Origin of the sequence: Streptomyces sp. NBRC 110611, from assembly GCF_001590865.1 — a bacterium.
Lineage (GTDB): Bacteria > Actinomycetota > Actinomycetes > Streptomycetales > Streptomycetaceae > Streptomyces.
This window is the reverse complement of record NZ_BBUY01000005.1, coordinates 360,346-383,805: the sequence shown is the minus strand read 5'-3', so window position 1 is coordinate 383,805 and position 23,460 is coordinate 360,346. Positions and strand designations below refer to the sequence as shown.

General features: G+C 69.4%; 24 protein-coding genes. 15 read left to right on the top strand and 9 right to left on the bottom strand.

Features of this window, described 5'->3' with window-relative positions:
- Positions 1-74 precede the first annotated feature (74 nt).
- From AZE13_RS14905 to ccsB, 5 genes are all read left to right on the top strand, one after another.
- Positions 75-1,292 (top strand): twin-arginine translocation signal domain-containing protein, encoded by a 1,218-nt coding sequence (locus AZE13_RS14905; RefSeq protein WP_066931434.1) that lies wholly within the window; start codon positions 75-77, stop codon positions 1,290-1,292.
- Positions 1,293-1,434: 142 nt separating this feature from the next.
- Positions 1,435-2,073 carry a TlpA family protein disulfide reductase gene (locus AZE13_RS14900; protein WP_066931144.1) on the top strand — a complete coding sequence of 213 codons (639 nt, stop codon included), beginning with the start codon at positions 1,435-1,437 and terminating at the stop codon, positions 2,071-2,073.
- 4 nt (positions 2,074-2,077) lie between these two features.
- Entirely contained in the window at positions 2,078-2,836 is a 759-nt protein-coding gene (locus AZE13_RS14895) for a cytochrome c biogenesis CcdA family protein (RefSeq protein ID WP_066931142.1), read from the top strand.
- A gap of 3 nt (positions 2,837-2,839) precedes the next feature.
- A complete protein-coding gene (locus AZE13_RS14890) occupies positions 2,840-4,711 on the top strand; it encodes a cytochrome c biogenesis protein ResB (RefSeq protein ID WP_066931140.1) in 1,872 nt (623 codons plus the stop codon).
- A complete protein-coding gene (ccsB, locus tag AZE13_RS14885; RefSeq protein WP_066931138.1) occupies positions 4,708-5,796 on the top strand; it encodes a c-type cytochrome biogenesis protein CcsB in 1,089 nt (362 codons plus the stop codon). The genes AZE13_RS14890 and ccsB overlap by 4 nt, the downstream gene beginning before the upstream one ends.
- Before the next feature lie 188 nt (positions 5,797-5,984).
- Here ccsB and AZE13_RS14880 read toward each other — a convergent pair whose 3' ends face one another.
- A complete protein-coding gene (locus tag AZE13_RS14880; protein ID WP_066931136.1) occupies positions 5,985-6,392 on the bottom strand; it encodes a PLD nuclease N-terminal domain-containing protein in 408 nt (135 codons plus the stop codon).
- A gap of 88 nt (positions 6,393-6,480) precedes the next feature.
- Between AZE13_RS14880 and AZE13_RS14875 the strand changes: the two genes are divergently transcribed.
- Together AZE13_RS14875 and mqnP are read left to right on the top strand one after the other, a co-directional pair.
- A complete protein-coding gene (locus tag AZE13_RS14875; protein ID WP_066931135.1) occupies positions 6,481-7,941 on the top strand; it encodes a menaquinone biosynthesis decarboxylase in 1,461 nt (486 codons plus the stop codon).
- Positions 7,938-8,840: a menaquinone biosynthesis prenyltransferase MqnP gene (mqnP, locus tag AZE13_RS14870; RefSeq protein WP_066931133.1), complete on the top strand. Its 903-nt coding sequence runs from the start codon at positions 7,938-7,940 to the stop codon at positions 8,838-8,840. Before AZE13_RS14875 ends, mqnP begins: the two co-directional genes overlap by 4 nt.
- Positions 8,841-8,975: 135 nt before the next feature.
- On the opposite strand, the gene AZE13_RS14865 is transcribed toward mqnP, so the two are convergent.
- Positions 8,976-9,632 (bottom strand): rhomboid family protein, encoded by a 657-nt coding sequence (locus AZE13_RS14865; RefSeq protein WP_066931131.1) that lies wholly within the window; start codon positions 9,630-9,632, stop codon positions 8,976-8,978.
- Between the two features lie 404 nt (positions 9,633-10,036).
- Between AZE13_RS14865 and AZE13_RS14860 the strand changes: the two genes are divergently transcribed.
- Positions 10,037-10,708: a UbiX family flavin prenyltransferase gene (locus tag AZE13_RS14860; RefSeq protein WP_066931432.1), complete on the top strand. Its 672-nt coding sequence runs from the start codon at positions 10,037-10,039 to the stop codon at positions 10,706-10,708.
- A 98-nt stretch (positions 10,709-10,806) separates the two neighbouring features.
- Here AZE13_RS14860 and AZE13_RS38065 read toward each other — a convergent pair whose 3' ends face one another.
- Positions 10,807-10,941, bottom strand: a complete 135-nt coding sequence (locus AZE13_RS38065; protein WP_258527797.1) for a hypothetical protein — start codon at positions 10,939-10,941, stop codon at positions 10,807-10,809.
- A 121-nt stretch (positions 10,942-11,062) separates the two neighbouring features.
- Here AZE13_RS38065 and AZE13_RS14855 point away from each other — a divergent pair, with 121 nt between their 5' ends.
- The 4 genes from AZE13_RS14855 to AZE13_RS14840 all read left to right on the top strand — a co-directional run bounded on the left by AZE13_RS14855 (position 11,063) and on the right by AZE13_RS14840 (position 15,401).
- Positions 11,063-11,521 (top strand): Lrp/AsnC family transcriptional regulator, encoded by a 459-nt coding sequence (locus AZE13_RS14855; RefSeq protein ID WP_066931129.1) that lies wholly within the window; start codon positions 11,063-11,065, stop codon positions 11,519-11,521.
- A gap of 351 nt (positions 11,522-11,872) precedes the next feature.
- A complete protein-coding gene (gene mqnE, locus AZE13_RS14850; protein ID WP_066931127.1) occupies positions 11,873-13,036 on the top strand; it encodes an aminofutalosine synthase MqnE in 1,164 nt (387 codons plus the stop codon).
- Positions 13,037-13,185: 149 nt separating this feature from the next.
- The gene (locus tag AZE13_RS14845; protein WP_066931126.1) at positions 13,186-13,473 is read left to right on the top strand and encodes a DUF4229 domain-containing protein; all 288 of its coding nucleotides are present in this window, start codon (positions 13,186-13,188) and stop codon (positions 13,471-13,473) included.
- 494 nt (positions 13,474-13,967) lie between these two features.
- Entirely contained in the window at positions 13,968-15,401 is a 1,434-nt protein-coding gene (locus AZE13_RS14840; RefSeq protein WP_066931430.1) for a dicarboxylate/amino acid:cation symporter, read from the top strand.
- An 86-nt stretch (positions 15,402-15,487) separates the two neighbouring features.
- Here AZE13_RS14840 and AZE13_RS14835 read toward each other — a convergent pair whose 3' ends face one another.
- Positions 15,488-16,363, bottom strand: a complete 876-nt coding sequence (locus AZE13_RS14835; protein WP_066931124.1) for an alpha/beta fold hydrolase — start codon at positions 16,361-16,363, stop codon at positions 15,488-15,490.
- Between the two features lie 246 nt (positions 16,364-16,609).
- On the opposite strand from AZE13_RS14835, the gene AZE13_RS14830 reads away from it, so the two are divergent.
- Complete coding sequence (locus tag AZE13_RS14830) at positions 16,610-17,341, top strand: TetR/AcrR family transcriptional regulator (protein WP_258527796.1); 732 nt, start codon at positions 16,610-16,612, stop codon at positions 17,339-17,341.
- A gap of 49 nt (positions 17,342-17,390) precedes the next feature.
- On the opposite strand, the gene AZE13_RS14825 is transcribed toward AZE13_RS14830, so the two are convergent.
- The 4 genes from AZE13_RS14825 to AZE13_RS14815 form a co-directional block, all read right to left on the bottom strand.
- Positions 17,391-18,059, bottom strand: a complete 669-nt coding sequence (locus tag AZE13_RS14825) for a hypothetical protein (protein ID WP_066931119.1) — start codon at positions 18,057-18,059, stop codon at positions 17,391-17,393.
- 303 nt (positions 18,060-18,362) lie between these two features.
- Positions 18,363-18,674, bottom strand: coding sequence for a hypothetical protein (locus tag AZE13_RS14820; protein ID WP_066931117.1), 312 nt, complete (start codon positions 18,672-18,674; stop codon positions 18,363-18,365).
- A 35-nt stretch (positions 18,675-18,709) separates the two neighbouring features.
- Positions 18,710-18,847 carry a hypothetical protein gene (locus AZE13_RS36890; protein WP_181690354.1) on the bottom strand — a complete coding sequence of 46 codons (138 nt, stop codon included), beginning with the start codon at positions 18,845-18,847 and terminating at the stop codon, positions 18,710-18,712.
- 546 nt (positions 18,848-19,393) lie between these two features.
- A complete protein-coding gene (locus AZE13_RS14815) occupies positions 19,394-19,597 on the bottom strand; it encodes a cold-shock protein (RefSeq protein ID WP_031008279.1) in 204 nt (67 codons plus the stop codon).
- A gap of 253 nt (positions 19,598-19,850) precedes the next feature.
- Between AZE13_RS14815 and AZE13_RS14810 the strand changes: the two genes are divergently transcribed.
- A complete protein-coding gene (locus AZE13_RS14810) occupies positions 19,851-20,750 on the top strand; it encodes a menaquinone biosynthetic enzyme MqnA/MqnD family protein (protein ID WP_079123998.1) in 900 nt (299 codons plus the stop codon).
- Positions 20,751-20,792: 42 nt separating this feature from the next.
- Here AZE13_RS14810 and AZE13_RS14805 read toward each other — a convergent pair whose 3' ends face one another.
- Complete coding sequence (locus tag AZE13_RS14805; RefSeq protein WP_309302191.1) at positions 20,793-21,722, bottom strand: alpha/beta hydrolase; 930 nt, start codon at positions 21,720-21,722, stop codon at positions 20,793-20,795.
- 519 nt (positions 21,723-22,241) lie between these two features.
- On the opposite strand from AZE13_RS14805, the gene mqnC reads away from it, so the two are divergent.
- Positions 22,242-23,441, top strand: a complete 1,200-nt coding sequence (gene mqnC, locus AZE13_RS14800) for a cyclic dehypoxanthinyl futalosine synthase (protein WP_066931113.1) — start codon at positions 22,242-22,244, stop codon at positions 23,439-23,441.
- Positions 23,442-23,460 lie beyond the last annotated feature (19 nt).

The following is a 23,460-nucleotide window of genomic DNA, read 5'->3' as shown; positions in this document are numbered from 1 at the left end:
GCCGACATGCCCTCCCCTCGAATGTCCGTTTATATGGATATCGAGTTCGGGTGACCACGGATGGGGACGAGGGCATGGGCGCGATAAGCCGGCGGAACCTGCTGGGGATGGGGGCCGGGGCAGCCGCCGCACTCGGCATAGCCAGCTGCTCCGCGCCCGGCCCGAACGGCGCGGACAAGGTGAGGAACTCCGTCCAGGCCCGCCCCAGGCTCATCGGAGACGGCTCCACCGCGCATTACGGCCCCCAGCCCCACCAGCCGAAAACCCCCGAACGGCTGGAGCCCGGACAGACCCCTCCGCAGTTCGTGGTGTTCTCCTGGGACGGTGCGGGAGAGGCCGGCAACGGCCTCTTCCCCCGTTTCCTCAAGCTCGCCAGGGACCACGGCGCGGCCATGACCTTCTTCCTCACCGGGCTCTACCTCCTCCCCGAATCCCAGCGGCACCGCTACACCCCGCCGAACAACCCGCGCGGCGCCTCCGCCATCGGCTACCTCGGCGACGACCACATCAGGGAGACCCTGACGTACGTCCGCCGGGCCTGGCTCGACGGCCACGAGGTCGGCACCCACTTCAACGGCCACTTCTGCGGCGCCGCCCGCACCTCCGTCACCTACTGGACACCCGGGCAGTGGCGCGCCGAGATCGACCAGGCGATGGAATTCGTCACCCAATGGAAGACCAACACCGGTTTCACCGACCTCGAACCGCTCCCTTTCGACTACCGGAAGGAATTGGTCGGCAGCCGTACGCCCTGTCTGCTCGGCCAGGAAAACCTGCTGCCCACCGCCAGGGAACTCGGCTGGCGCTATGACGCCAGCTCGCCCGGCGGACTTCAGATGTGGCCCAGGAAAAAGCTGGGTGTCTGGGACTATCCGCTCCAGCAGATACCGTTCCCCGGGCACTCCTTCGAGGTGCTCTCGATGGACTACAACATCCTCGCCAATCAGTCGAAGAACTCCACGAAAGCCCCGCCGGCCCACTATCCCGGCTGGCGCCGGCAGGCCACCGACGCCTATATATCCGGATTCCGCCGCGCCTACGAGACCAACCGCGCACCATTCTTCATCGGCAACCACTTCGAGCAGTGGAACGGCGGTATCTATATGGACGCCGTCGAGGACGCCCTCAAGCACATCGCCCACGAGCGGAACCGGGACGTCCGGCTGGTGTCCTTCCGGCAGCTCACCGACTGGCTGGACGCCCAGGACCCCGAGGTGCTGTACAAGCTCCAGCGCATACCCGTCGGCGAACGCCCCGGCGAGGGCTGGAAGGCGTACCTCTCGGCGGCCTGACGCGCCCGCCCCGGCGCACCGGGCGGCCTCCCCGACACGCCGCAGCGCCCGCCTCACCCGCCTGACCTGCCCCTCGGCCCCGGCCTCGGCCACGCCAGGGGGGCGTGGAAGATCCGCGAAAGCCCCATGCGAAACTTTTCACATGAGTGCTGACCGCAGTGCTGATCGCAGTGCTGACCGCGCCGCCCGCCGAACGCGCCGCCGCCGTCTGGCCCTGCTCGCCGCAGGGGCCGCGGCCGCCTCGCTGACGCTCAGCGCCTGCGGCGACGGCGCCTCCGGCGGCTCCGCCCAGACCAGGTTCGTCCAGGGCAAGAACGGCATCGACACCGTCAAGCCCGCCGACCGGCAGGACGCACCCCACCTGTCCGGCGAGACCACCCGCGGCGAGAAGCTGGACCTCGCCGACTACCGGGGCAAGATCATCATCGTCAATGTCTGGGGATCCTGGTGCGACCCCTGCATCGCCGAGGCGCCCAACTTCGCCAAGGTCGCGCGCGAGACCAAGAGCAAGGGCGTCCAGTTCATCGGGATCAACACCCGGGACGCCGAGAAGGCACAGGCCGTCGGCTTCGAGGACGACCACAAGGTGCCCTACCCGAGCCTCTACGACCCCACCGGCGGCCGCCAGATCCTGCGCTTCCCCAAGGGCAGCCTCAACCCGCAGGCCATCCCGTCCACGATCGCCATCGACCGGCACGGCAAGATCGCCGCCCGCTCCCTCGGTCCGCTCACCGAGGACGAGCTGCGCGAGATGGTCGACCCGCTGATCGCAGAGAAGTGACGCCGTGATCCAGCTCGCCGTCGCGGGAAACCAGACCATCCTCAACGGCACCCTGCTCGCAGCCGTCCCCCTCTCGCTGCTGGCCGGGCTCGTCTCGTTCTTCTCCCCCTGCGTCCTCCCGCTGGTCCCCGGCTACATGTCGTACGTCACCGGCGTCACCGGCACCGACCTCGCCCAGGCCCGCCGCGGCCGGATGCTGGCCGGCGCCACCCTCTTCATCCTCGGATTCACCGCCGTCTTCGTCTCCGGCGGCGCGCTCTTCGGGTTCTTCGGCCGCACCCTGCAGGAGTACAAGGACGTCATCTCGCGCGTCCTCGGGCTCCTGATGATCCTCCTCGGACTGGCCTTCGCCGGCGTCCTGCGCCGCTTCGGCCAGCGCGAGCTGCGCTTCCACAAGCGGCCCGCGATGGGACTGGCCGGCGCGCCGGTGCTCGGGCTGCTCTTCGGCCTCGGCTGGACCCCGTGCCTGGGCCCCACCTACGCCGCCGTCAACGCCCTCGCCTTCCAGGACGCCAGCGCCGGCCGCGGGGCCCTGCTCACCGTGGCGTACTGCCTGGGCCTGGGCCTGCCGTTCATCGCCGTCGCCCTCGCCTTCCGCCGGATGCTCGGCGCGTTCGGCTGGGTCAAACGGCACTACGTATGGGTCATGCGGGCCGGCGGCGGCATGATGGTCGCGCTCGGCATCCTCCTCGTCACCGGCGTCTGGGACAGCCTCATGTCCGAGCTGCAGAGCTGGACGCAAAGCATCACCGTTGGGATCTGACTGATGTCCACCACGACCGACAGCCCCCGCGACCCGGACAGCAGCGACGCCTCGGACACCGGCGCCCCGGCCGGCAGTAGTGCCTCGGACGCCGGCGCCGCGGAGGCCGGCGGTGCCGCGGAGACCACCGGCGCCGCGGGCAGCGACCTCGGCGCGGCCGGATCCCAGCTCTCCACCGCGCCCAGGGAAGACATCTCGCTCCCCTCGCTCGGCCCGGTCGGCTGGGTGCGCTGGTTCTGGCGGCAGCTCACCTCCATGCGCGTCGCGCTGCTGCTGCTCTTCCTGCTGTCGATCGGCGCCATCCCCGGCTCGCTCATCCCCCAGACCAGCATCGACCCCGTCAAGGTCGAGGAGTTCAAGGCCGACCACGAAACCCTGGGCGCGCTCTACGACAAGCTGGGGATGTTCCACGTCTACAGCTCGGTGTGGTTCTCGGCGGTCTACCTGCTGCTGTTCATCTCCCTCATCGGCTGCATCGTGCCGCGCACCTGGCAGTTCGTCGGACAGCTCCGCCGCCGCCCGCCGGCCGCCCCGCGCCGGCTCACCCGGCTCCCCGCCTACACCACCTGGCGCACCGACGCCGCCCCCGACGACGTCCTCGCCGCCGCCGAGCGGATGCTGAAGAAGCGCCGCTTCCGCGCCCACCGGGCCGGCACCGCGGTCGCCGCCGAGAAGGGCTACCTGCGCGAGGTCGGCAACCTGGTCTTCCACCTCGCGCTGATCGTGATGCTGGTCGCGTTCGCCGTCGGCAGCCTGTGGAAGTCCGAAGGCGGCAAGCTGATCACCGAAGGCGACGGCTTCGCCAACAGCCTCACCCAGTACGACGACTTCACGTCCGGTGCCTTCTTCGACACCGACACCATGGAGCCCTTCGGCTTCACCCTCCACAAATTCACCGCCACCTACGAGCGCACCGGCCCCCAGAAGGGCACCCCGCGTGTCTTCCGCGCCGACATCTCGTACTTCTCCGGGGCGGACGGCAAGGAGCACCGGACCTCGATCGAGGTGAACACCCCCCTCGACATCGCCGGCTCCAAGGTCTACCTGCTCTCGCACGGCTACGCGCCGCAGGTCACCGTCAAGGACGGCCGCGGCAAGACCGTCTACCAGGGCGCGGTGCCCTTCCTCCCGCAGGACAGCAAGAACTTCACCTCGACCGGCGTGGTCAAGGTGCCCGGCGCCCGGACCAAGGACGGCAAGCCCAACCAGCTCGGCTTCCAGGGCTTCTTCATCCCGACGTACGGCGGCAAGGGCTCCGGGTCGATGTTCTCCCAGTTCCCGGCGCTGGATAACCCCCGCCTCGTGCTGACCGCCTACCACGGCGACCTGGGCCTCGGCTCCGGACTGCCGCAGAACGTCTACCAGCTGAAGATGAAGGGCCTCAAGCAGTACCAGGCCGACGGCCGGGCGGTCGCCCAGATGATGCGGGCCGGTGAGACGATGCAGCTGCCGGGCGGCGACGGCAGCATCACCTTCGACGGCGTCACGCCCTGGGCCAGCTTCAAGATCAGCCACCAGCCCGGCAACGGCCTCGCGCTGACCGGCGCGGTCGCCGCCCTGCTCGGCGTGGCCGGCTCGCTGTTCATCCAGCGGCGCCGGGTCTGGGTCCGGGCCGAGACGGGCGCCGACGGCGTCACCGTCGTCGAGATGGCCGGCCTCGGCCGCAGCGAGGCCCCGAGACTGCCCGAGGAACTCGCGGACCTCGCGGGGGCTCTGGCGCCCGCCGCGCCGGTCGCGCCGGTCGCCGACTCCGATCCGGACCTGGGCACGGGCACAGAGGCCGAAGCCGACACCGGCCCCCTCCCGGCCAAGAACCCCGCGGAGCCCACCGACTCTGACGGTCCTGCTGACCCCTCCGAAGGAGCGCGCGCGTGAACATCGCTGCCGCAGCCAACGAGACACTGGCGCACAACAGCAATCTGCTGGTCTACTCCGCGATGGCGGTCTATACGCTCGCCTTCCTCGCGCACATGGCCGAGTGGGTGTTCGGCAGCCGCAGCAAGGTCGGCCGCACCGCCGCCGCCCTCACCGCGCACGCCAACGCACCGGCGGCCGTCACCGTCCGGTCGACCCAGCAGGGCGGCGGCACGGCCGTACTGGAACGCCCCCAGGTCATCACCAAGACCGCCGCCGGCAGCCGCGACGTCCCCGACGGCCCCGGCGCCGCCGGCGGCACGGAGAAGGGCGACCTCTACGGCCGGATCGCCATCTCCCTGACCGTCCTGGCCTGGGCGCTGCACGTCGGCGGCGTCCTCACCCGCGCCCTGTCCGTACAGCGTGCCCCCTGGGGCAACATGTACGAGTTCTCCACCACCTTCGCCGCCGTCGCGGTCGGCGCCTACCTGCTGCTGCTCACCCTCAAGAAGAACATCCGCTGGCTCGGCCTGCCCCTGGTCACCACCGTCCTGCTCGACCTGGGCCTGGCCGTCTCCGTCCTCTACACCGCCAGCGACCAGCTCGTCCCCGCCCTGCACTCCTACTGGCTGTGGATCCACGTCAGCTGCGCCATCATCTCCGGCGCGGTGCTCTACATGGGCGCGGTCGCCACCGTGCTGTTCCTCTTCCGCGACCGCTACGAGGCCAAGCTCGCCGACCCGGCCGGCAAGCAGCCCGGCGCCTTCGCCCGCTCCGTCCTGGAGCGGCTGCCCTCCGCCGCCTCCCTGGACAAGTTCGCCTACCGCATCAACGCCACCGTCTTCCCGCTGTGGACGTTCACCATCATCGCGGGCGCCATCTGGGCCGAGGCCGCCTGGGGCCGCTACTGGGGCTGGGACCCCAAGGAGGTCTGGACCTTCATCACCTGGGTCGCCTACGCCTGCTACCTGCACGCCCGCGCCACCGTTGGCTGGAAGGGCCGCAAGGCCGCCTGGCTGGGCCTGATCGCCTTCGGCTGCTACCTGTTCAACTACTACGGCGTGAACATCTTCGTGCAGGGCCTGCACTCCTACGCCGGGGTCTAGACGCGTCCAGTACGCCGGGGCTCGTAAGCCAGGGCTCGTCTGCCGGGCCTGCCTCCCCACGTTGTCGCCTCTCCCGCCCCATCCCCACGACGGGAGAGGCGACGCGTGCGTGCGGCGACGACGTGCGTGCGGCGACGCCGCGCGGAAGAGCCAGTTGCCGTCCGGAAGAGCCAGTTGCCGTCCGGAAGCTAGTTGTCGTCGCGGCTCTCCGGAGCCTCGCCCCGCTTGCGCCGCAACTCCTCCTCGCGCCGCCGCAGATCCGCCTCCCAGTCCTTCAGCAGCGCCTCGTCCTTCTTGTTCTCTTCCTTCTTGCTCTCCTCCGCGAGAGACCTGAGGAACTCGGGGTTGTCGTCCGGGGCGACCCATCCCCGCGCTCCCGGCTTCGCCCGAGCAGGGGAGCCGCCGTCCGCCCCGCGCTGCTTGCCCGCCACCAACCAGGCGACCGGGCCGATCAGCACCTCACCGAAGAGCAGGACGATGATCACCCACACCGCCTTGGGCAGGCCACGCACCTGCGACTCAGGGGTGTTGACGCAGTCGATGAACGCGTAGATCCACAGCGCCAGGACCAAGAGGAACGGCAGATACCTGAGCATTGCGGAACGAGCCCCCTGCGTACGGCGGCGGGCCCTCGACGGGGCCCGGTGACCCGTCCAGGGTAGTCCGTACCCGATACTGGAGCGCATGGCTTACGACGACCTCCGCTCGTTCCTGCGCGCCCTTGAGCGGGACGGCGACCTCAAGCGCATCAAGGCCGAGGTCGACCCGTACCTCGAAGTCGGCGAGATCGTGGACCGGGTGCAGAAGTCCGGCGGGCCGGCGCTGCTCTTCGAGAACGTCAAGGGCTCGGCGATGCCGCTCGCCATGAACGTCTACGGCACCGACCGCCGCCTCCTCAAGGCACTCGGCCTGGAGTCGTACGACGAGATCAGCACCAGGATCGGCGGGCTGCTGAAGCCCGAACTGCCGCATGGGTTCGTCGGGATCCGCGAGGCGTTCGGCAAGCTCGCGGGCATGACGCACGTCCCGCCGAAGAAGGTGAAGGGCGAGAACGCGCCCGTCCAGGAGGTCGTCCTCCAGGGCGACGAGGTCGATCTGGAGAAGCTGCCGGCCCTGTTCACCTGGCCCAAGGACGGCGGCTCCTTCTTCAACCTGGGGCTGACGCACACCAAGCACCCGGAGACCGGCGTACGCAACCTGGGTCTGTACCGCCTGCAGCGCCACGACAAGCGCACCATCGGCATGCACTGGCAGATCCACAAGGACAGCCGCAACCACTACCAGGTCGCCGCCCGGCGCGGGGAGAAGCTGCCGGTCGCCATCGCCTTCGGCTGCCCGCCGGCGGTCACCTACGCCTCGACCGCCCCGCTGCCCGGCGACATCGACGAGTACCTCTTCGCGGGCTTCCTCCAGGGCAAGCGGATCGAGATGGTCGACTGCAAGACCGTCCCGCTCCAGGTCCCGGCGAACGCCGAGGTCGTCATCGAAGGCTGGCTGGAACCCGGCGAGATGCTCCCCGAAGGCCCCTTCGGCGACCACACCGGCTTCTACACGCCCCAGGAGCCGTTCCCCGCGCTGAAGATCGACTGCGTCACGATGCGCAAACGGCCGTTGCTCCAGTCGATCGTGGTCGGCCGCCCGCCGACCGAGGACGGCCCGCTGGGCCGGGCCACGGAGCGGTTCTTCCTCCCCCTCCTCAAGATCATCGTCCCGGACATCGTGGACTACCACCTCCCCGAGTCCGGCGGCTTCCACAACTGCGCGATCGTCTCGATCGACAAGAAGTACCCCAAACACGCCCAGAAGGTGATGCACGCCATCTGGGGCGCGCACATGATGTCGCTGACCAAGCTCATCGTGGTGGTGGACGCGGACTGCGACGTCCACAACCTCCACGAGGTCTCCTGGCGGGCGCTCGGCAACACCGACTACGCCCGCGACCTGACCGTCGTCGAAGGCCCCGTCGACCACCTCGACCACGCCTCCTACCAGCAGTTCTGGGGCGGCAAGGCGGGCATCGACGCCACGAAGAAGTGGCCCGAGGAGGGCTACACCAGAGACGGCGGCTGGCCGGACATGGTCGAGTCCGACCCGCGAACGGCGGCCCTGGTGGACCGCCGCTGGAAGGAGTACGGCCTCTCATGACCAGCGCCTCCGCAGCCATCCCGCAGCCGGGCCGCACCAAGGCGTTCCTGCGCCTGGTGATGATCGAACACTCGGTCTTCGCGCTGCCCTTCGCCTACATCGCCTCCCTGACCGCGATGTACGAGTGGGACAAGAGCATCCACTGGGGCCGCCTGCTCCTCGTCACCGTCTGCATGGTGGGCCTGCGCACCTTCGCCATGGCCGCGAACCGCATCATCGACCGCGAGATCGACGCCCGTAACCCGCGCACCGCGCACCGCGAACTGGTCACCGGCGCGGTGTCGGTGAAGTCGGCCTGGACCGGCGCCCTCATCGCGCTCGTCGTCTTCCTCGGCGCGGCGGCCCTGCTGAACCCGCTCTGCCTGGCGCTCGCGCCGCTCGCCGTGGTGCCGATGGTGGTCTACCCGTACGGCAAGCGGTTCACGAACTTCCCGCAGGCGATCCTCGGCCTCGCCCAGGCGATCGGCCCGGTCGGCGCCTGGCTCGCGATCAGCGGATCCTGGTCCTGGCAGGCGGTGATCCTCGGCCTCGCGGTCGGCATCTGGATCGGCGGCTTCGACCTGATCTATGCCTGCCAGGACGTGGAGACCGACCGCGAGATCGGCGTGCGGTCCGTCCCCGCCCGGTTCGGCATTCCGGCCGCGATCTGGGGGGCGCGCGGCTGCCACCTCGTCACGACGGCCCTGTTCGTCTGGTACGCGCTGGCGACCGGTGCCGGCGCGTTCTTCTGGCTGGGCCTGGTGATCGTGGTGGCCGCGTTCCTGTACGAGCACACGATCGTCAAGCCGCACGACCTCACCCGCGTCAACCGCGCCTTCTTCCAGGTCAACGGGTTCATCGGCATCGCGCTCTTCGTCTGCGCACTGCTGGATCTGCTGGTGCGGGGGCTGACGGTCTGACCTTTCGCGGGCCGCGCTTCCGTACTGGCCTCCCGCCTCTGTACTGCCTTCCTGCCTCTGTGCCGCCTTCCTTATTTACGGCAACGATTACGGAGAGCGATTAATTCCGTAGCGTAGTGGCTTGTTTGCTTTGGGTTAGGAGATGGGGCGGATGGTGGGGGCGGGCGGGGTGGTGCGGGGGCGTGCGCGGAGGAGGAAGGCGGCCAGTACGCCGCCGATCAGGCCGAAGAGGTGGCCCTGCCAGCTGATGCCGCTGTCCGTGGGCAGCGCGCCCCACAGGATCGATCCGTAGAGGGCCCCGACGGCCAGGCCGATGCCGATGTCGAGCAGCTTGCGTTCGATGAAGCCGCGTATCAGGAGGTAGCCGAAGAGGCCGAAGACGACACCGGAGGCGCCCGCGGTGTTGCTGTCCGGCGGGGCGGTCAGCCATACGCCCAGGCCGCTGGTGAGGGTGATCACCAGGGCGACGGCGAGGAAGCGGCGCACGCCGGTCCGCAGTGCGGCGAGGAAGCCGAGCACCAGCAACGGCACGGTATTGGCGGCCAGATGACCGAAGCCGAAGTGCATGAACGCGGCGGGCACGACATCGACCAGCTCGTCGGGGTCGCGCGGCTGTATGCCGAAGGTGTCCAGCGCGCCCCCGGTGACGAAGTCGACGCCCTCCAGCAGCCAGAGCAGCGCCACCCAGCCCAGCATCAGGAAGATCGCGGGCCCGGCCCGTCCCGCCCGTACCGCCCTCGCTCGGCCTGTCGGCTTCCCTGCCGCGGCCCAGCCCGTCGTCCGTGCTGCCATCTCCGGTCGTCCCTTCTCGTCCCCCGGCGGGGTCCCGGCTTCGTCCCCCCGGCTTAGTCCCCGGATTCGTCCCGGTCGTGTCCCCGGGCTTGTCCCCATGCCCTCGGGCTCGTCCCCGAGTCCCCGCGCTGGGGTGGGCCCCCTCGGCTGTCCTCGGCGGGGCGTCCCCCGTCCAGGCGTGGCGAGGGGCGCATCGTAAGAACGGACGTGAGGGGCTCGGTGGTTCCGCCGGATAGGCTCGATGCGTGGAGCCGCGGCACAACAGCACTAGCAACGACACCGACAACAACAGCAGCCACGCCGGCAACGTCGGGAATGCCGGCACCGGCAAGAGCAACGCCGCTGGTGCCGGCGAGGCACTCGCCGGCGCGCCGGACGGCGGCGCCGGCCCCCGCCGTCCCTGGGTGGTGGGGATCTCCGGCGCGTCCGGGACGCCGTACGCGGCTTCCGTCGTGCGCGGGCTGCTCGCCGCCGGCGAGGCGGTGGACCTGATCGTCAGCCGGGCGTCGCGGCTGACGCTGCTGGACGAGACCGGGATCGCCTTCCGGGATGCGCACTGGCGTACCGACCTGCGGGAGTGGCTGGCGCGTGGGGCGGACGGCAAGCCGGCCACGTTCCCGGTGCCGGAGACGGATCTGGCGCGGGTGCGCTACTGGCCGGCCGGGGATCTGGCGGCCGGGCCCTCGTCGGGTTCGTATCCGGTGAAGGGGATGCTGATCGTCCCGGCGAGCACGGCGTGCGTGGCCGGAGTGGCGCTCGGGCTGTCGAAGGACCTGCTGCAGCGGGTGGCGAGCGTGACGCTCAAGGAGCGGCGGCGGCTGGTGGTGGCGGTGCGTGAGACGCCGTTGAACGGGCCGACGCTGAAGCATCTGGTCGCGCTGGACGAGGCGGGCGCTGTGGTGCTGCCCGCCTCGCCGGCGTTCTACGCGGGGGCGACGCACATCCAGGATCTGGTGGACTTCGTCGCGGGCCGGGTGCTCGATGCGGCCGAGGTGCCGCACGGGTTGTACCGGCGCTGGGAGGGGGAGCTTCGGGGTGGCTCCAAGGGAGAGAAGGAGGCCCCGGACGTTTCTTAAGTCTTAGCTCGCAACTCGTGGCTCGTGGCTGTTCGTGACAGCTCGCAGCTCGTGGCTGTTCGCTGCTCTTGGCTCGTAGCTCTTCGAGGGCTCAGCGCTCAGCGCTTCTTGGCCGTGGTGGCGCGGCCGAAGCGGCGCCGGGACTGCGGCTGGGCGAGCTTGTGGGCACGTGAACGATTGGCCTGGTCCTGCAGCTCGCGCATGCGGGCGTAGGCCATCTCGATCGAGTACACGGTGACTACTCCTGTGGGATCTTCTTTGATCGCTGGAAAGAATCGCAGGGCCTAGGCCCTGTATGCCTTAGATTCTACATGCAAAACTCGAAAATGCGTAAAGATTGGAAGGCTTGAGGGCATGGACGCGGTGGATAGGCAGCTCATCCAGGCACTTCGCGAGAACGGCCGCGCCTCGTACGCGGAGCTCGGCCGGCTCGTGGGCCTTTCCGGGCCCAGCGTCACGGACCGGATCAACCGCCTCGAAGCGGCCGGAGTGATCACCGGCTACCGCGCGACGGTCGACGCCGCCTCGCTCGGCCTCGGCGTCACCGCACTGGTCGGCATCTCGCTCTCGGACGCGGCCGACCACGAGGACGTCGCCCGTCGGCTGCGCGACCTCGCCGAGATCGAGGACTGCTGGTTCATCGCCGGCGACGACTCGTACATGCTCAAGGTGCGGGTGGGCGACGTGGACGGCCTGGAGCGCACCATCCGGCGGCTCTCCGGCACCAAGGGCGTCTCCCGTACGCGTACCACCATCGTGCTCTCCACCAAGTGGGAGAATCGCGTCGGTGAGCTGCCCGACGAGGTCGCGTAGGCACCTCCGGACCGCGGCGGGCGGTGCGCGTCGCGTGCGTCGTATGTGTCGTGCGCGTCGTGCGTGTCGTGTGCGTCGTCACGGGGCGCCGCCCGCCGCGCCAGGGTGCCCCGTCCGCTGTCACAGCGGGGGAGTAGGCTCGGCGGAGCTCGTTTTGCGCATCGGAACGGCGAGCGGTACGGCGTGACAACACGGCTGACAGCACGGCTGAAAGCGCGGTCGGCGCGGCTCCACGGGGCCCGCCCGGCCGAAGCGGCGGCCAGAGACAGACGGCCAGAGACAGACGGCCAGAGAGATATACGCCTGGCGACCGGGCGGCGGAGACTGGGAGGCGACCGGATGGCTGCGTCGATGGATGCGGGCCTCAAGCGCGAGCTGGAGGCGAAGGTCCACGCCGGGGAGCGGCTGACCCGCGAGGACGGCATCGCCCTCTACGAGTCCGACGACCTGGCATGGCTCGGCGGCCTCGCCCATGAGGTGCGCACCCGCAAGAACGGCGACGTCGTCCACTTCAACGTCAACCGCCACCTCAACATGACCAATGTGTGCACCGCGTCGTGCGCCTACTGCTCGTTCCAGCGCAAGCCGGGCGAGAAGGACGCGTACACCATGCGCATCGAGGAGGCCGTCCGTCTCGCCAAGGCCATGGAGAGCGACAACCTCACCGAGCTGCACATCGTCAACGGGCTCCACCCCACGCTGCCCTGGCGCTACTACCCCCGGTCGCTGAAGGCCCTCAAGGAGGCGCTGCCGAACGTCTCCCTGAAGGCGTTCACCGCCACCGAGATCCAGCACTTCGAGAAGATCTCGGGACTGTCCGCCTCCGAGATCCTCGACGAGCTGATCGACGCCGGTCTCGAGTCGCTGACCGGCGGCGGCGCGGAGATCTTCGACTGGGAGGTCCGCCAGCACATCGTCGATCACGACACCCACTGGGAGGACTGGTCGCGCATCCACCGCCTCGCCCACGAGAAGGGCCTCAAGGGCCCGTGCACGATGCTGTACGGGCACATCGAGGAGCCCCGCCACCGCGTCGACCACATCCTGCGGCTGCGCGAACTCCAGGACGAGACCGGCGGCTTCCACGTCTTCATCCCGCTGCGCTACCAGCACGACTTCGTGGACATGAAGGACGGCAAGGTCCGCAACCGCCTCCAGGCGCGTACGAGCATGGCCACCGGCGCCGAGGCGCTGAAGGTCTTCGCGGTCTCCCGCCTCCTCTTCGACAACGTTCCGCACGTCAAGTGCTTCTGGGTGATGCACGGTGTGCAGACCGCCCAGCTCGCGCTGCAGCACGGCGCGGACGACATGGACGGCTCGGTCGTCGAGTACAAGATCACGCATGACGCGGACAACTTCGGTACGCCGAACAAGCTCAACCGTGAGGACCTGCTGGAGCTGATTCGCGACGCCGGCTTCCGCCCGGTCGAGCGCAACACCCGGTACGAGGTCATCCGCGAGTACCCGGGCCCGGATGCCGAGCGCCGCGAATCGCCGCAGCCGATGCGCGTCTGAGCCGGTTCCGGGCTGGTCCCCGGGCCGGTCCTGAGCCGGTCCCCGAGCCTGTCGGTCCGGGCGCGTCCGGGGCCCGGAAGAACGCCCCGGGTGCTGTGCTTGACTGGAAGGCGACCCTTTCGGTTGCCGTTGAGAAAAAGGTCCCCGCCGTGAGCAGCCACAAGTTCGCCACACTCCGCTACACCGCCCTTCGCATCGGCCTGTTCATCGCCTGCTTCGCGGTGGTGTGGGTGCTGGCCTACTTCCACGTCATTCCGCTCGGGGTGGGCGCGTCCAACACCATCTGGATGCTGTTGCTCGCCATCGTGATCTCCGCCCCGCTCAGCTTTGTGCTGCTGCGCAAGCAGCGGGACGCGATGTCCGAGCAGATCGTCGCCAAGGTCGACCGCCAGCGTGCCCGGATCAGCGCCAACGCGAGCCAGGAGGACGGGCTGTAACCGGCGGGCCGTAGGACGGGCTGCAGGAGGACAGGTTGTAAGACGCGTCACAGCCACCGCACACCTCGCAGCACACCGCACAGCACACTTCGCAGGCGCCCGGCGCCGTGGACAGATCTCCACGGCGCCGGGCGCTTGTTGCGTTGTAAGGGCGGGCGTTGGGGCTCTGCATTTCCGCCGCTCCCCTCCCCGTATCGCCTTCCGTCTCCCCCGTCTCTCCCGGGCCCCGTCGCAGATCCCAAAGATTTTCTTTGGGATCCTCAAAGTTCAAGTGTTAACGTGCTTGTCATGAAGACCGCAGCCGCGCCCCCGTCCCCCATGAGCGTTCCGCTCGTGGCGCGCCTGCATGTCGATCTTTGCCGCTGTATGTCCGCGGCCTGTCGCCGCCGCTGACCGACCTCACGCAGTGGCCGGAGATCCTGTCTGAAGTACGGACCTCCTGGCGCTCAACCACGCCGTTTCCCGACGTCTTCCCCGTTCCCGGAGTGTGTCCGTTGTCCACGTCTGCCGAGACCGCCGAGTCCGCCCAGACCCCGCGAGCCCCTCAGGCCGCCAACGCCCCCAAGGCCCCCAAGTCCTCCCGAATACCCAGGTTCCCGTTCTGGGCCCAGATCCTCGCCGGTCTCGTACTGGGCGTGGTGCTGGGCGGGATCGCCAAGAGCGGCGACGTCAGCTGGCTCACCACCACGCTGCAGCACATCGGCGATCTCTTCGTCCAGCTGCTGAAGCTGGCCGTGGCCCCGCTGGTGTTCTTCGCGATCCTGGTGTCGATCACCAACCTGCGGCAGGTCAACAACGCCGCCCGGCTCGCCACCCGCACGCTGCTGTGGTTCATGACCACCTCGCTGATCGCCGTCGCGATCGGCCTGGCGATCGGCCTGCTCACCAACCCCGGCGCGGGCACCGGCCTGACTCCCAAGGACGGCAAGCTCCCCGCCCACACCGGCTCCTGGATCGACTTCCTCACCGGCATCGTCCCCAGCGACGTGATCACACCGTTCACCGAGCTGAACGTCCTGCAGATCGTCTTCATGGCGGCCGTCGCCGGTATCGCCGCTCTGCAGCTCGGTGACAAGGCCGAGCCGGTCCTCAAGATCAGCCGCTCGGCTCTCGAGCTGCTGCAGAAGGCGCTGTGGTGGGTCATCCGCCTCGCCCCGATCGGCACCGTCGGCCTCATCGGCCACGCCATCGCGACGTACGGCTGGAACCTGATCGGCAAGTACGCGACCTTCACCGTCGACATCTACGTCGGCTGCGCGCTGGTGATGTTCGGCGTCTACCCGCTGCTGCTGTCGGCCGTCGGCAAGGTCAGCCCGCTGAAGTTCTTCCAGGGCGCCTGGCCCGCCATCCAGCTGGCGTTCGTCTCCCGCTCGTCGGTCGGCACCATGCCGGTCACCCAGCAGGTAACCGAACGGCTGGGCGTACCGCGCGAATACGCCTCCTTCGCCGTGCCGTTCGGCTCGACGACCAAGATGGACGGCTGCGCCTCGATCTACCCGGCGATCGCGGCGATCTTCATCGCCCAGATCTTCGACGTTCCCCTCAGCATCGCCGACTACGTGCTGATCGCGTTCGTCTCGGTGATCGGCTCGGCCGCCACCGCCGGCCTGACCGGCGCAACGGTCACGCTGACGCTGACCCTGTCCACCCTGGGCCTGCCCCTGGAGGGCGTCGGTCTGCTGATGGCCATCGACCCGATCGTGGACATGATGCGGACGGCCACGAATGTCGCCGGCCAGTCGGTGATCCCGATCCTGGTCTCCGCCAAGGAGAACATCCTGGACCGCGAGGCGTACGCCCACGCCGCCGGCATCGGCGGCACCAGCAGCGACACCGGCACCGGCAGTGGCACTGGCGCCAGCAGTGGCAGTGACGCGTCCGACGAGCCGGCGCCCGCGCCCGTCCCCGCCGCGGCCACCGCGAGCTGATCCCCGGCGTCCGCCGCACGGCGCCCCCACAGCCACTGCACACCGGCTGTGGGGGCGCCGTCGTATGCACCGCGCGCCGAGGCGGGTCAGTGGGCCGCGGCCGTATGCGCCAGGATGGCGTCGGCCAGTGGCCCCAGTACCGCCGCCGGCAGCGCGTGCCCCATCCCCGGGATTTCGACGACGGACGCGCCGTTCACGCACTGCGCGAGGTGCTGGGGGTGCGGCGGCGGGAACACCGGCTCCGCGGGCGCCGAGATCACCAGCGTCGGAACCTCGTTCCGCGCGAGCTGCTCGGTCCGGAGCAGGCCGCCGGCGTCCGCACGGGCGAATGCGGTGCTCGTCCGGTAGTGCCCCGTGTGCTCGATGATCCGTTGCTCCAGCGTGCGGAAGTACGTGTCATCGAAGGGGAGGTGGTCACCGGCGAGTACCCGCCAGTGTTCGACCCGCCGCTCCACCTCCGCCGCCCGGCCGTGGTCCTCGACCGGGCGGGCCCACATCTCCAGGACCTCGGGCGCGATACCAGGGAGTTCGTCGACCGGGACGGTGCTGCCGTCCGGGCGGGTGTAGGGGGTGGCGCTGAGGGCGTTGGTGCCCATGAGGGTGGCGCTGATCAGCCGGTCGGGGTGGTCGGCGAGCGCCATCTGGGCCAGCATGCCGCCCAATGACAAGCCGACGAGATGCGCCCGTTCGACACCCAGTCCGTCCAGGACCGCGATCACGTCCTCGGCGAGATCCGCGATCCGGTAGGGGTGCTCCTCGAACGCCCACGTGGAGCGGCCGGTGTCGCGGTGGTCGTATCGGATGACCCGGTGGTGCGCGGCCAGCGCGTCGACCAGTGGCTCCGGCCATCCGACGCCGGACGCCTGGGCGCCCATGATGAGCAGCAGCGGAGGTGCGTCGGCAGCCCCGCGCTGTTCGGTCCACAGGCGGATGCCGGGGGCGGCGTCAAGGAACTGCTGCACGAATCTGTCCTCCGATGGGCGAGCGGGTGCAGCCCCGTCTGGGGCTGGGGCTGCGCCTGCGTCTGGGGCTGCATCTGCAACTGCGTCTGTGCTTGCGCCTGGGCCTCCCCAGGCGATGCGAGACGTATCGTCTCGCCAGAGAGGGGATCATGTCAAACAGTGAAAGCCGCGAGGGGCGGGGGCGAAGATCGTAAACTTACTCGGCGGTAAAGGGGCGGGGATGAAGGGCTATTCAGGGTGGAAGCTGTGAAGAGCAAGCGGGTACCGCGCGCCGTCCGGGAGCAGCAGATGCTCGACGCCGCAGTGCTGACGTTCGCCCGGCGCGGTTACCGGGCGGCCTCGATGGATGAGATCGCCGAGGTGGCCGGGGTCTCCAAGCCGCTGGTCTACCTCTACCTGCATTCGAAAGAAGAACTCTTCAGCGCGGTGATCCGACGGGAGCGGGCGGCGCTGGTGGCGGCCGTGACGGCCGCCGTCGAGCCGGGGGAGGCGGCCGACTGTCAGTTGTGGAGCGGCCTGCAGGCCTTCTTCGCGCACACCGCGCGGAACCCGGACGGCTGGGCCGTACTCCACCAGCAGGCCCGGACGCACGGCGAGCCGTTCGCGCGCGAAGTGGCCGTCATGCGGGCGGAGATCGCCGTATTCGTGACGGAGTTGATCGGTATGGCCGCCAAGGAGGCGGGCTGCGCCGGTGAGCTGGCCGAACGCGAGGTGGCGGGCCTGGCGCACGCCCTGGTCGGTGCCGCCGAGTCGCTCGCCGAGTGGGTCAACGTCCGTACGGACGAGGGCCCTTCGGGGGAACGGGTGCACCCGACACCGAAGGACGCCGCCGCCACGATGATGAACTTCGCCTGGACCGGCCTCGGTCATCTGATGGGCGGCGAACGCTGGACGCCGGGCGGACCCTCCGACGGGGAGGGTCCGCCCGGCATTCACGGCGTTCCCGGAACTCACGGCGTTCCCGGAACTCCCAACTGACGGGGCCCTGACGGGCTCCGGCAGGCACTGACCTGTTCCGTGAGGGGCTCTACCGCTGGTCGCCGCAGTGGGCGATGGCGAGCACACCGCCGCCGACCACTGCGGCGGCCGCCGCTCCGCCTCTTCCGGCTATCAGGGCCGCGTGGGTCCCGTTCCGCTCCTCGCGGTCGTCGGCTATCTGCGCGGTCGGCTTCTGCTCCACGGCGGTGACCCGTCGGCCGGCGTGCAGTTTCTTCGCCTTCGCGCCGTGCGCCTTCTCGTGGTGCGCACGGGTACGGTGCCGCTCCTGATGGGCCTGCCGCTGGCCGTAGTGTGCCTGATCGTCCGGTATCCGGCAGCGTCGCTTCTGCTCGTCGGCCATGACGGGACCGGCCGAGGACGTCTGCAGCATGACGTCGGTCCGGAGACCGTCGGTCCGGCGCACCGTCTCCTCCTGCTTGCCCTGCTTCTCCTGGTGGCCGGCGCCGATATCCACGACCCTGGTTTTGGGCTTGATCTTGGCGGGGCTGCCGACGGACGCGGATGCGGCGTCATCGGCCCGGGCGCCGGTCGGCCCTGCGGCGATCGCGGTCGTCGTCGGGATCGCCATGGTCCCGACGAGGACGGCGGTGGCCACGGCGGCACGTACGGAGATGCGGCGGGAGCGGGAGCGGAGGTGGGGATGGGGGCGGGAGGGGGAGGGGCGAGGGGAGCGGGAGGTGCGGGTGATCTTGCTCATTGGCGCGTAACCCTTCTCGTTGTGCGTCCTCGTTGTGTGTCGACCCGATGCCCTTCACGCTATTTCTCGGCCAATACCGGATACATCGGAAAAATGGCCGTAATCACCCCGTCCTGATCCGCCCATAAGGGCTAGGCCTCGCCTCCTCGCCCAGAGGCGAAAGTCCCGGGCGGGTCGCTGGAGCTCCCGCGCGGCGTGGGAGAAAGCCGACTGCGCAGGGCAACCGGCAGGTAGTGGTGGTGGCGAGTTGCGCAGGCCAGAGGGCAACTCCCCAGGAAAATGGCAGCCTGGAGGGGGCGCTCTCTAACGTGGCGGCAGGGCCACCGCCGTCTGCAGCTCGCATGAATTGCACCAGAAGGCCCAGCCGTTGGCGTCCACGGCCCGTGAGCCGCACGCCAGGCACGGGTCGCCCACGAACATGGCGGTCACCCAGGCGCCCGCCGTCGCGCCCCGTCGCCCCATGGCCACGCTTTCCTCCGCATAGCAGGGAATGCAGACTCCGCCCTGCCGGCCGGGCAGCTTCATCGACCGTATTCCGCAGGTGGAGCACGGCAGTTTGCCGACGTACTGCGCATCCAGGCCGACCGGCTTCCCGTTCCTGCTCAACGCCGCCACGTCGCCTCTGTCTCCTCTTGCGTCTCTTGGGCCTCTCACGCCAGGACCGTTCCGGTGCCACCGCATCCGGAGCACTGTGTGGTGACCTCGTCGCCGGCCGGCGTCTCCCAGTCCACGGTGCCTCTGCCTCCGCAGTCGGGGCAGGGCTTCTCCGGTGGCAAGTGCTCGCTCATTCTGCCCACGGTAGGCCGCAGCAAGTCGCGATGTGACCACTTTCCGTGATCGCTTTGGCCGAGCCGAGCCGAGCCGGGTGAAGCGGGGCGGTCGATGGTGCCCGCCCGGGCCCGGCCCACCGTGAACGCTACGGAACCGCCGATCACCCGCGTATCCGCCGTCGTACTCAACGATCGCGACGGACGCCCACGTACAGCTACTCACGTACAGCTGCGCGTATACGACCACGCGCATACGACTGCGGCCGGCGGCCGAAAAAGGTGGGCGAGGCGGTCGGTTCTGGTGACGTGAGTGATCTACGTAAGCAACCCGACACGCGCATTGCCCGGCGAATTATGGGCCGGGCTCGAGTTTCGTGGGGCGTAATGCGGCCGACCGTAAATGTTCATGAAGTCGGCGAGCGCGTGAGCGCGTGAGCACGCGAGGGGAGGGCGTGCGACAAAAGGCAGGAGCCCCGCTCGGCGCCGAATGGCGGAGCAGGGCTCCTTGGGTACTGCATGGAGCGACCGGGACTAATTCCGGTCGGGCAACTCAGCTCTGCGCGATCAGACGGGGGTGACGTTCTCCGCCTGCGGGCCCTTCGGACCCTGGGTGACATCGAAGTTCACCTGCTGGTTCTCCTCAAGAGAACGGAAGCCGGTGGCGTTGATCGCGGAGTAGTGGACGAAGACATCCGGGCCGCCGCCGTCCTGGGCGATGAAGCCGAAGCCCTTTTCAGCGTTGAACCACTTGACGGTTCCGGTAGCCATAAGCCCTCCTTGGGCCAAAGGGTTGCCCTGCTCCAGAACCTGCAAACAAGTCTGAAAACTACAAAAGCCTGCGGGTCACATGCTCCGCAGGCTCTGTACTGCAAGGGAAACCAAACTGCAACTTGCGCTGAGCCTAGCATGGTGGACTCGCGACGCGGAAGAGCCAAAGATCACGTTTAACCGTCAGCACTAACGTCCATACGTTGCCCCCCCCGGCGCGCTCCGCGAAGCGCGGCAGGTCTAGCCTCCGCATGTGGACAATTCAACCTTCGGAGACACACCCGCAGAACCCGGCGCCGACACCGGCCCCCGTCGCAGCCGGCCGCGGGTGGGCCACATCCAGTTCCTGAACTGCCTGCCCCTCTACTGGGGCCTGGCCCGTACGGGCACCCTGCTCGATCTGGACCTCACCAAGGACACGCCGGAGAAGCTCAGCGAACAGCTGATCCGGGGGGAGCTCGACGTCGCGCCGGTCACGCTCGTCGAGTTCCTGCGAGCGGCCGACGACCTCGTCGCCTTCCCTGACCTGGCCGTCGGCTGCGACGGGCCGGTGATGTCCTGCGTGATCGTCTCGCAGAAGCCGCTGGACCAGCTCGACGGCGCCCGGGTCGCCCTCGGCTCGACCTCGCGGACCTCCGTACGGCTGGCGCAGCTGCTGCTGGCCGAGAAGATCGGGGTGCGGCCCGACTACTACACCTGCCCGCCGGACCTCGGCCTGATGATGCAGGAGGCGGAGGCGGCGGTGCTGATCGGTGACGCCGCGCTGCGCGCCAATCTGCACGACGGGCCGCGGCTGGGCCTGGAGGTGCACGACCTCGGGCAGATGTGGAAGGACTGGACGGGGCTGCCGTTCGTCTTCGCCGTATGGGCGACCAGGCGTGAGTACCTGGCGCGCGAGCCGGTCATGGTGCAGAAGGTGCATGAGGCCTTTCTGGCCTCGCGTGACCTGTCGCTGGAGGAGGTGGCCAAGGTCGCCGAGCAGGCGGCGCGCTGGGAGGCCTTCGACGAGTCCGTACTGGAGCGGTACTTCACCACGCTGGACTTCCGCTTCGGTGCCGACCAGCTGCGGGGCGTGACGGAATTCGCCCGGCGCGTCGGGCCGACGACCGGGTTCCCGGCGGATGTGCGCGTCGAGCTGCTGGGGCAGGCGTAGGGGCCGGCCGGCCGGCGGCCTGCCCGGCTCTCGGTGGCCCGCTCAGTCCTTCGGCGTCGGGCCGCGCAGTACCTTGCTGATCGCCTCCAGGCTCGCGTCCCGCATACCGCGGACGTAGCTCTTGGCGTTGTGGCCGCCGCCCTGGATGACGTGCAGATCGGCGCTGATCGGGCCCTTGGCGTACCGGCGGATGAACTGCTCCAGCCTGGCCCGGCCGCGTTCCTCCGTACCTATCTGGAACTGGAGGTGGACGGGCGGCGCGTCGGGACGGGCGGACAGGTGCGCGGCGAGGCGCTCGGGGTCGTTCGCGCGCCGCTCCTTCTCGTGGCCGCGCCAGAGCGGGGAGTCCGGACGCGTGTCCGGGCCGCTGGCGATCACCGCCCGGAAGCGGTCCGGATGCTGCAGTACCTGCTTGAGGGCGACGAAGCCGCCGGACGAGGAACCCATGAAGGCCCACCCGTCGCGGGTGTCGAACGTCCGGAAAGTGGCCCTGACCAGGTCGGGGACGTCATCGGCCAGCCAGGTGCCGATCTTCGGCCGGCCCGGTATGTCACTGCCGTCGTGGTAGCGCTTCTCCGGATTGAGCTGCGGCATGACGAGGATGAACGGCTTGCCGCGGCCCAGCGCCGCCAGGTCCGTGACGGCGCTCTCCAGCCCGAGCTTCGGACGCATCCAGTAGTTGAGCGGGTAGCCATAACTGCCGGGCAGCGCGATCAGTACCGGGAACGCACTGTCGCGGTAGCGCTCCTCGTAGTACTCCGGCGGCGCCCAGGCCCACACCTTGCCGCTGAAGCCGGACTTCTTCCCGCGGAACGTGGTGACGCCGATCTTGGTGCCGTCCGCGAGGGTGTCGGCCGTGAGGAACCGCGCCTGCGGGCCGTCCGCGCGCACTCCGGCCGTCGGCCGGCCGCCGAACGACATCGGAGTGCCGGTGTCGGGGAGGACGTCTCCGTATTTGACGACGGGGAACAAGCCGATCCCCAGGGCCGCGACGATCGCCGTGACAAGCCGCGCCCGCCGCCTTGACCTGCGGTGATGTGCGGGCTGAGAGGCAGGAGGGGGCGTGGGCTGCGGCACGGGCGGGCGCACGGTCAGGGGCGCGGGCTGCGGCACGGGCTCTCTCCGGGGGCAGATGGTCGAGTTCGGCTGACCGCGGCGGGCGGGCCCAGTTCGGTTCTCTTCGGCTCGTCGATGTGGGGCTCGTCGAGTCGCGCGGCGTGGTCTGGGGTCGCGTCGTCTGAGGTCGCGTCGTTCTGGATCGCGTCTTTGGGGGCGCGTCTTATGGGTCGTGTTGCTCCCTGTTTGATGCGGAAAGCGGAGCGATGGTTTCGGTGACCCGGCATGACATGGGTCACCGGTATGACGCGCACGGGCCCGCCGCGGGGTCATGGCCTGGCCGTCACAGGGCCATGTCCCGGCCCCCAGCGGGGCTGTCGGACCCCTGGCGTACGCTGGTCGAGTCGTGATGCCCGCCTGCGAAAGGGACGCCCGGTGACCGAGAACGCCGACCTCCAGTCCGTACTCGACCGCGCTGCGCAGGGCGGTCGCATCACGCCGCAGGAAGCCCTCGACCTGTACCGTTCCGCGCCGCTGCACGCGCTGGGCCAGGCCGCCGATGCCGTACGCCGCCGCCGCTACGCCGGCATCGACCACATCGCCACGTACATCATCGAGCGCAACATCAACTACACCAACGTGTGCGTGACGGCCTGTAAGTTCTGCGCCTTCTACGCCCCGCCGAAGGACACCGCCAAGGGCTGGACCCGCGACCTCGACGACATCCTGCGCCGCTGCGCGGAGACCGTCGAACTGGGCGGCACCCAGATCATGTTCCAGGGCGGCCACCACCCGGACTACGGCGTCGAGTACTACGAGAAGCACTTCGCCGCCATCAAGAAGGAGTTCCCGCAGCTGGTCATCCACTCCCTCGGCGCCTCCGAGGTCGAGCACATGGCCCGGATCTCCAAGGTGTCGGTGGAGGAGGCGATCCAGCGGATTCACGCGGCGGGTCTCGACTCCTTCGCGGGCGCCGGCGCCGAACTCCTCCCGGCCCGCCCCCGCAAGGCCATCGCGCCGCTGAAGGAGTCCGGCGAGCGCTGGCTGGAGATCATGGAGGTGGCCCACAAGCTGGGTGTCGAGTCCACCTCCACCATGCTCATGGGCACGGGCGAGACCAATGCCGAGCGGATCGAGCACCTCCGCATGATCCGCGACGTCCAGGACCGTACGGGCGGCTTCCGCGCCTTCATCCCGTACACCTACCAGCCGGAGAACAACCACCTGAAGGGCCGGACGCAGGCCACCCTCTTCGAGTACCTGCGCATGATCGCCATCGCCCGGATCTTCCTCGACAACGTCGCGCACATTCAGGGGTCGTGGCTCACCACCGGCAAGGAGATCGGCCAGCTGTCGCTCCACTACGGCGCGGACGACCTCGGCTCGATCATGCTGGAGGAGAACGTGGTCTCCTCGGCCGGTGCCAAGCACCGCTCCAACCGTATGGAGATCATCGACCTGATCCGCAAGGCGGGCCGGGTCCCGGCGCAGCGCACCACGACGTACGAGCACCTGCTCGTGCACGACGACCCGGCCGACGACCCCGTCGACGACAAGGCCGTCTCGCACCTCTCCTCCACGGCCATCGAGAGCGGCAAGGCCCATCCCGAGCTGCAGATCGTCGAGGCCAAGTAGTCGGCAGGGCGGCCGGCGG

What these genes read in the sequence shown, in the direction of transcription:
- AZE13_RS14905 (WP_066931434.1), top strand. Translation starts at nt 75, where the DNA reads ATGGGCGCGATAAGCCGGCGGAACCTGCTGGGGATGGGGGCCGGGGCA.
- AZE13_RS14900 (WP_066931144.1), top strand. Translation starts at nt 1,435, where the DNA reads ATGAGTGCTGACCGCAGTGCTGATCGCAGTGCTGACCGCGCCGCCCGC.
- AZE13_RS14890 (WP_066931140.1), top strand. Translation starts at nt 2,840, where the DNA reads ATGTCCACCACGACCGACAGCCCCCGCGACCCGGACAGCAGCGACGCC.
- AZE13_RS14880 (WP_066931136.1), bottom strand. Translation starts at nt 6,392, where the DNA reads ATGCTCAGGTATCTGCCGTTCCTCTTGGTCCTGGCGCTGTGGATCTAC.
- AZE13_RS14875 (WP_066931135.1), top strand. Translation starts at nt 6,481, where the DNA reads ATGGCTTACGACGACCTCCGCTCGTTCCTGCGCGCCCTTGAGCGGGAC.
- mqnP (WP_066931133.1), top strand. Translation starts at nt 7,938, where the DNA reads ATGACCAGCGCCTCCGCAGCCATCCCGCAGCCGGGCCGCACCAAGGCG.
- AZE13_RS14865 (WP_066931131.1), bottom strand. Translation starts at nt 9,632, where the DNA reads ATGGCAGCACGGACGACGGGCTGGGCCGCGGCAGGGAAGCCGACAGGC.
- AZE13_RS14855 (WP_066931129.1), top strand. Translation starts at nt 11,063, where the DNA reads ATGGACGCGGTGGATAGGCAGCTCATCCAGGCACTTCGCGAGAACGGC.
- mqnE (WP_066931127.1), top strand. Translation starts at nt 11,873, where the DNA reads ATGGATGCGGGCCTCAAGCGCGAGCTGGAGGCGAAGGTCCACGCCGGG.
- AZE13_RS14825 (WP_066931119.1), bottom strand. Translation starts at nt 18,059, where the DNA reads ATGAGCAAGATCACCCGCACCTCCCGCTCCCCTCGCCCCTCCCCCTCC.
- AZE13_RS36890 (WP_181690354.1), bottom strand. Translation starts at nt 18,847, where the DNA reads ATGAGCGAGCACTTGCCACCGGAGAAGCCCTGCCCCGACTGCGGAGGC.
- AZE13_RS14815 (WP_031008279.1), bottom strand. Translation starts at nt 19,597, where the DNA reads ATGGCTACCGGAACCGTCAAGTGGTTCAACGCTGAAAAGGGCTTCGGC.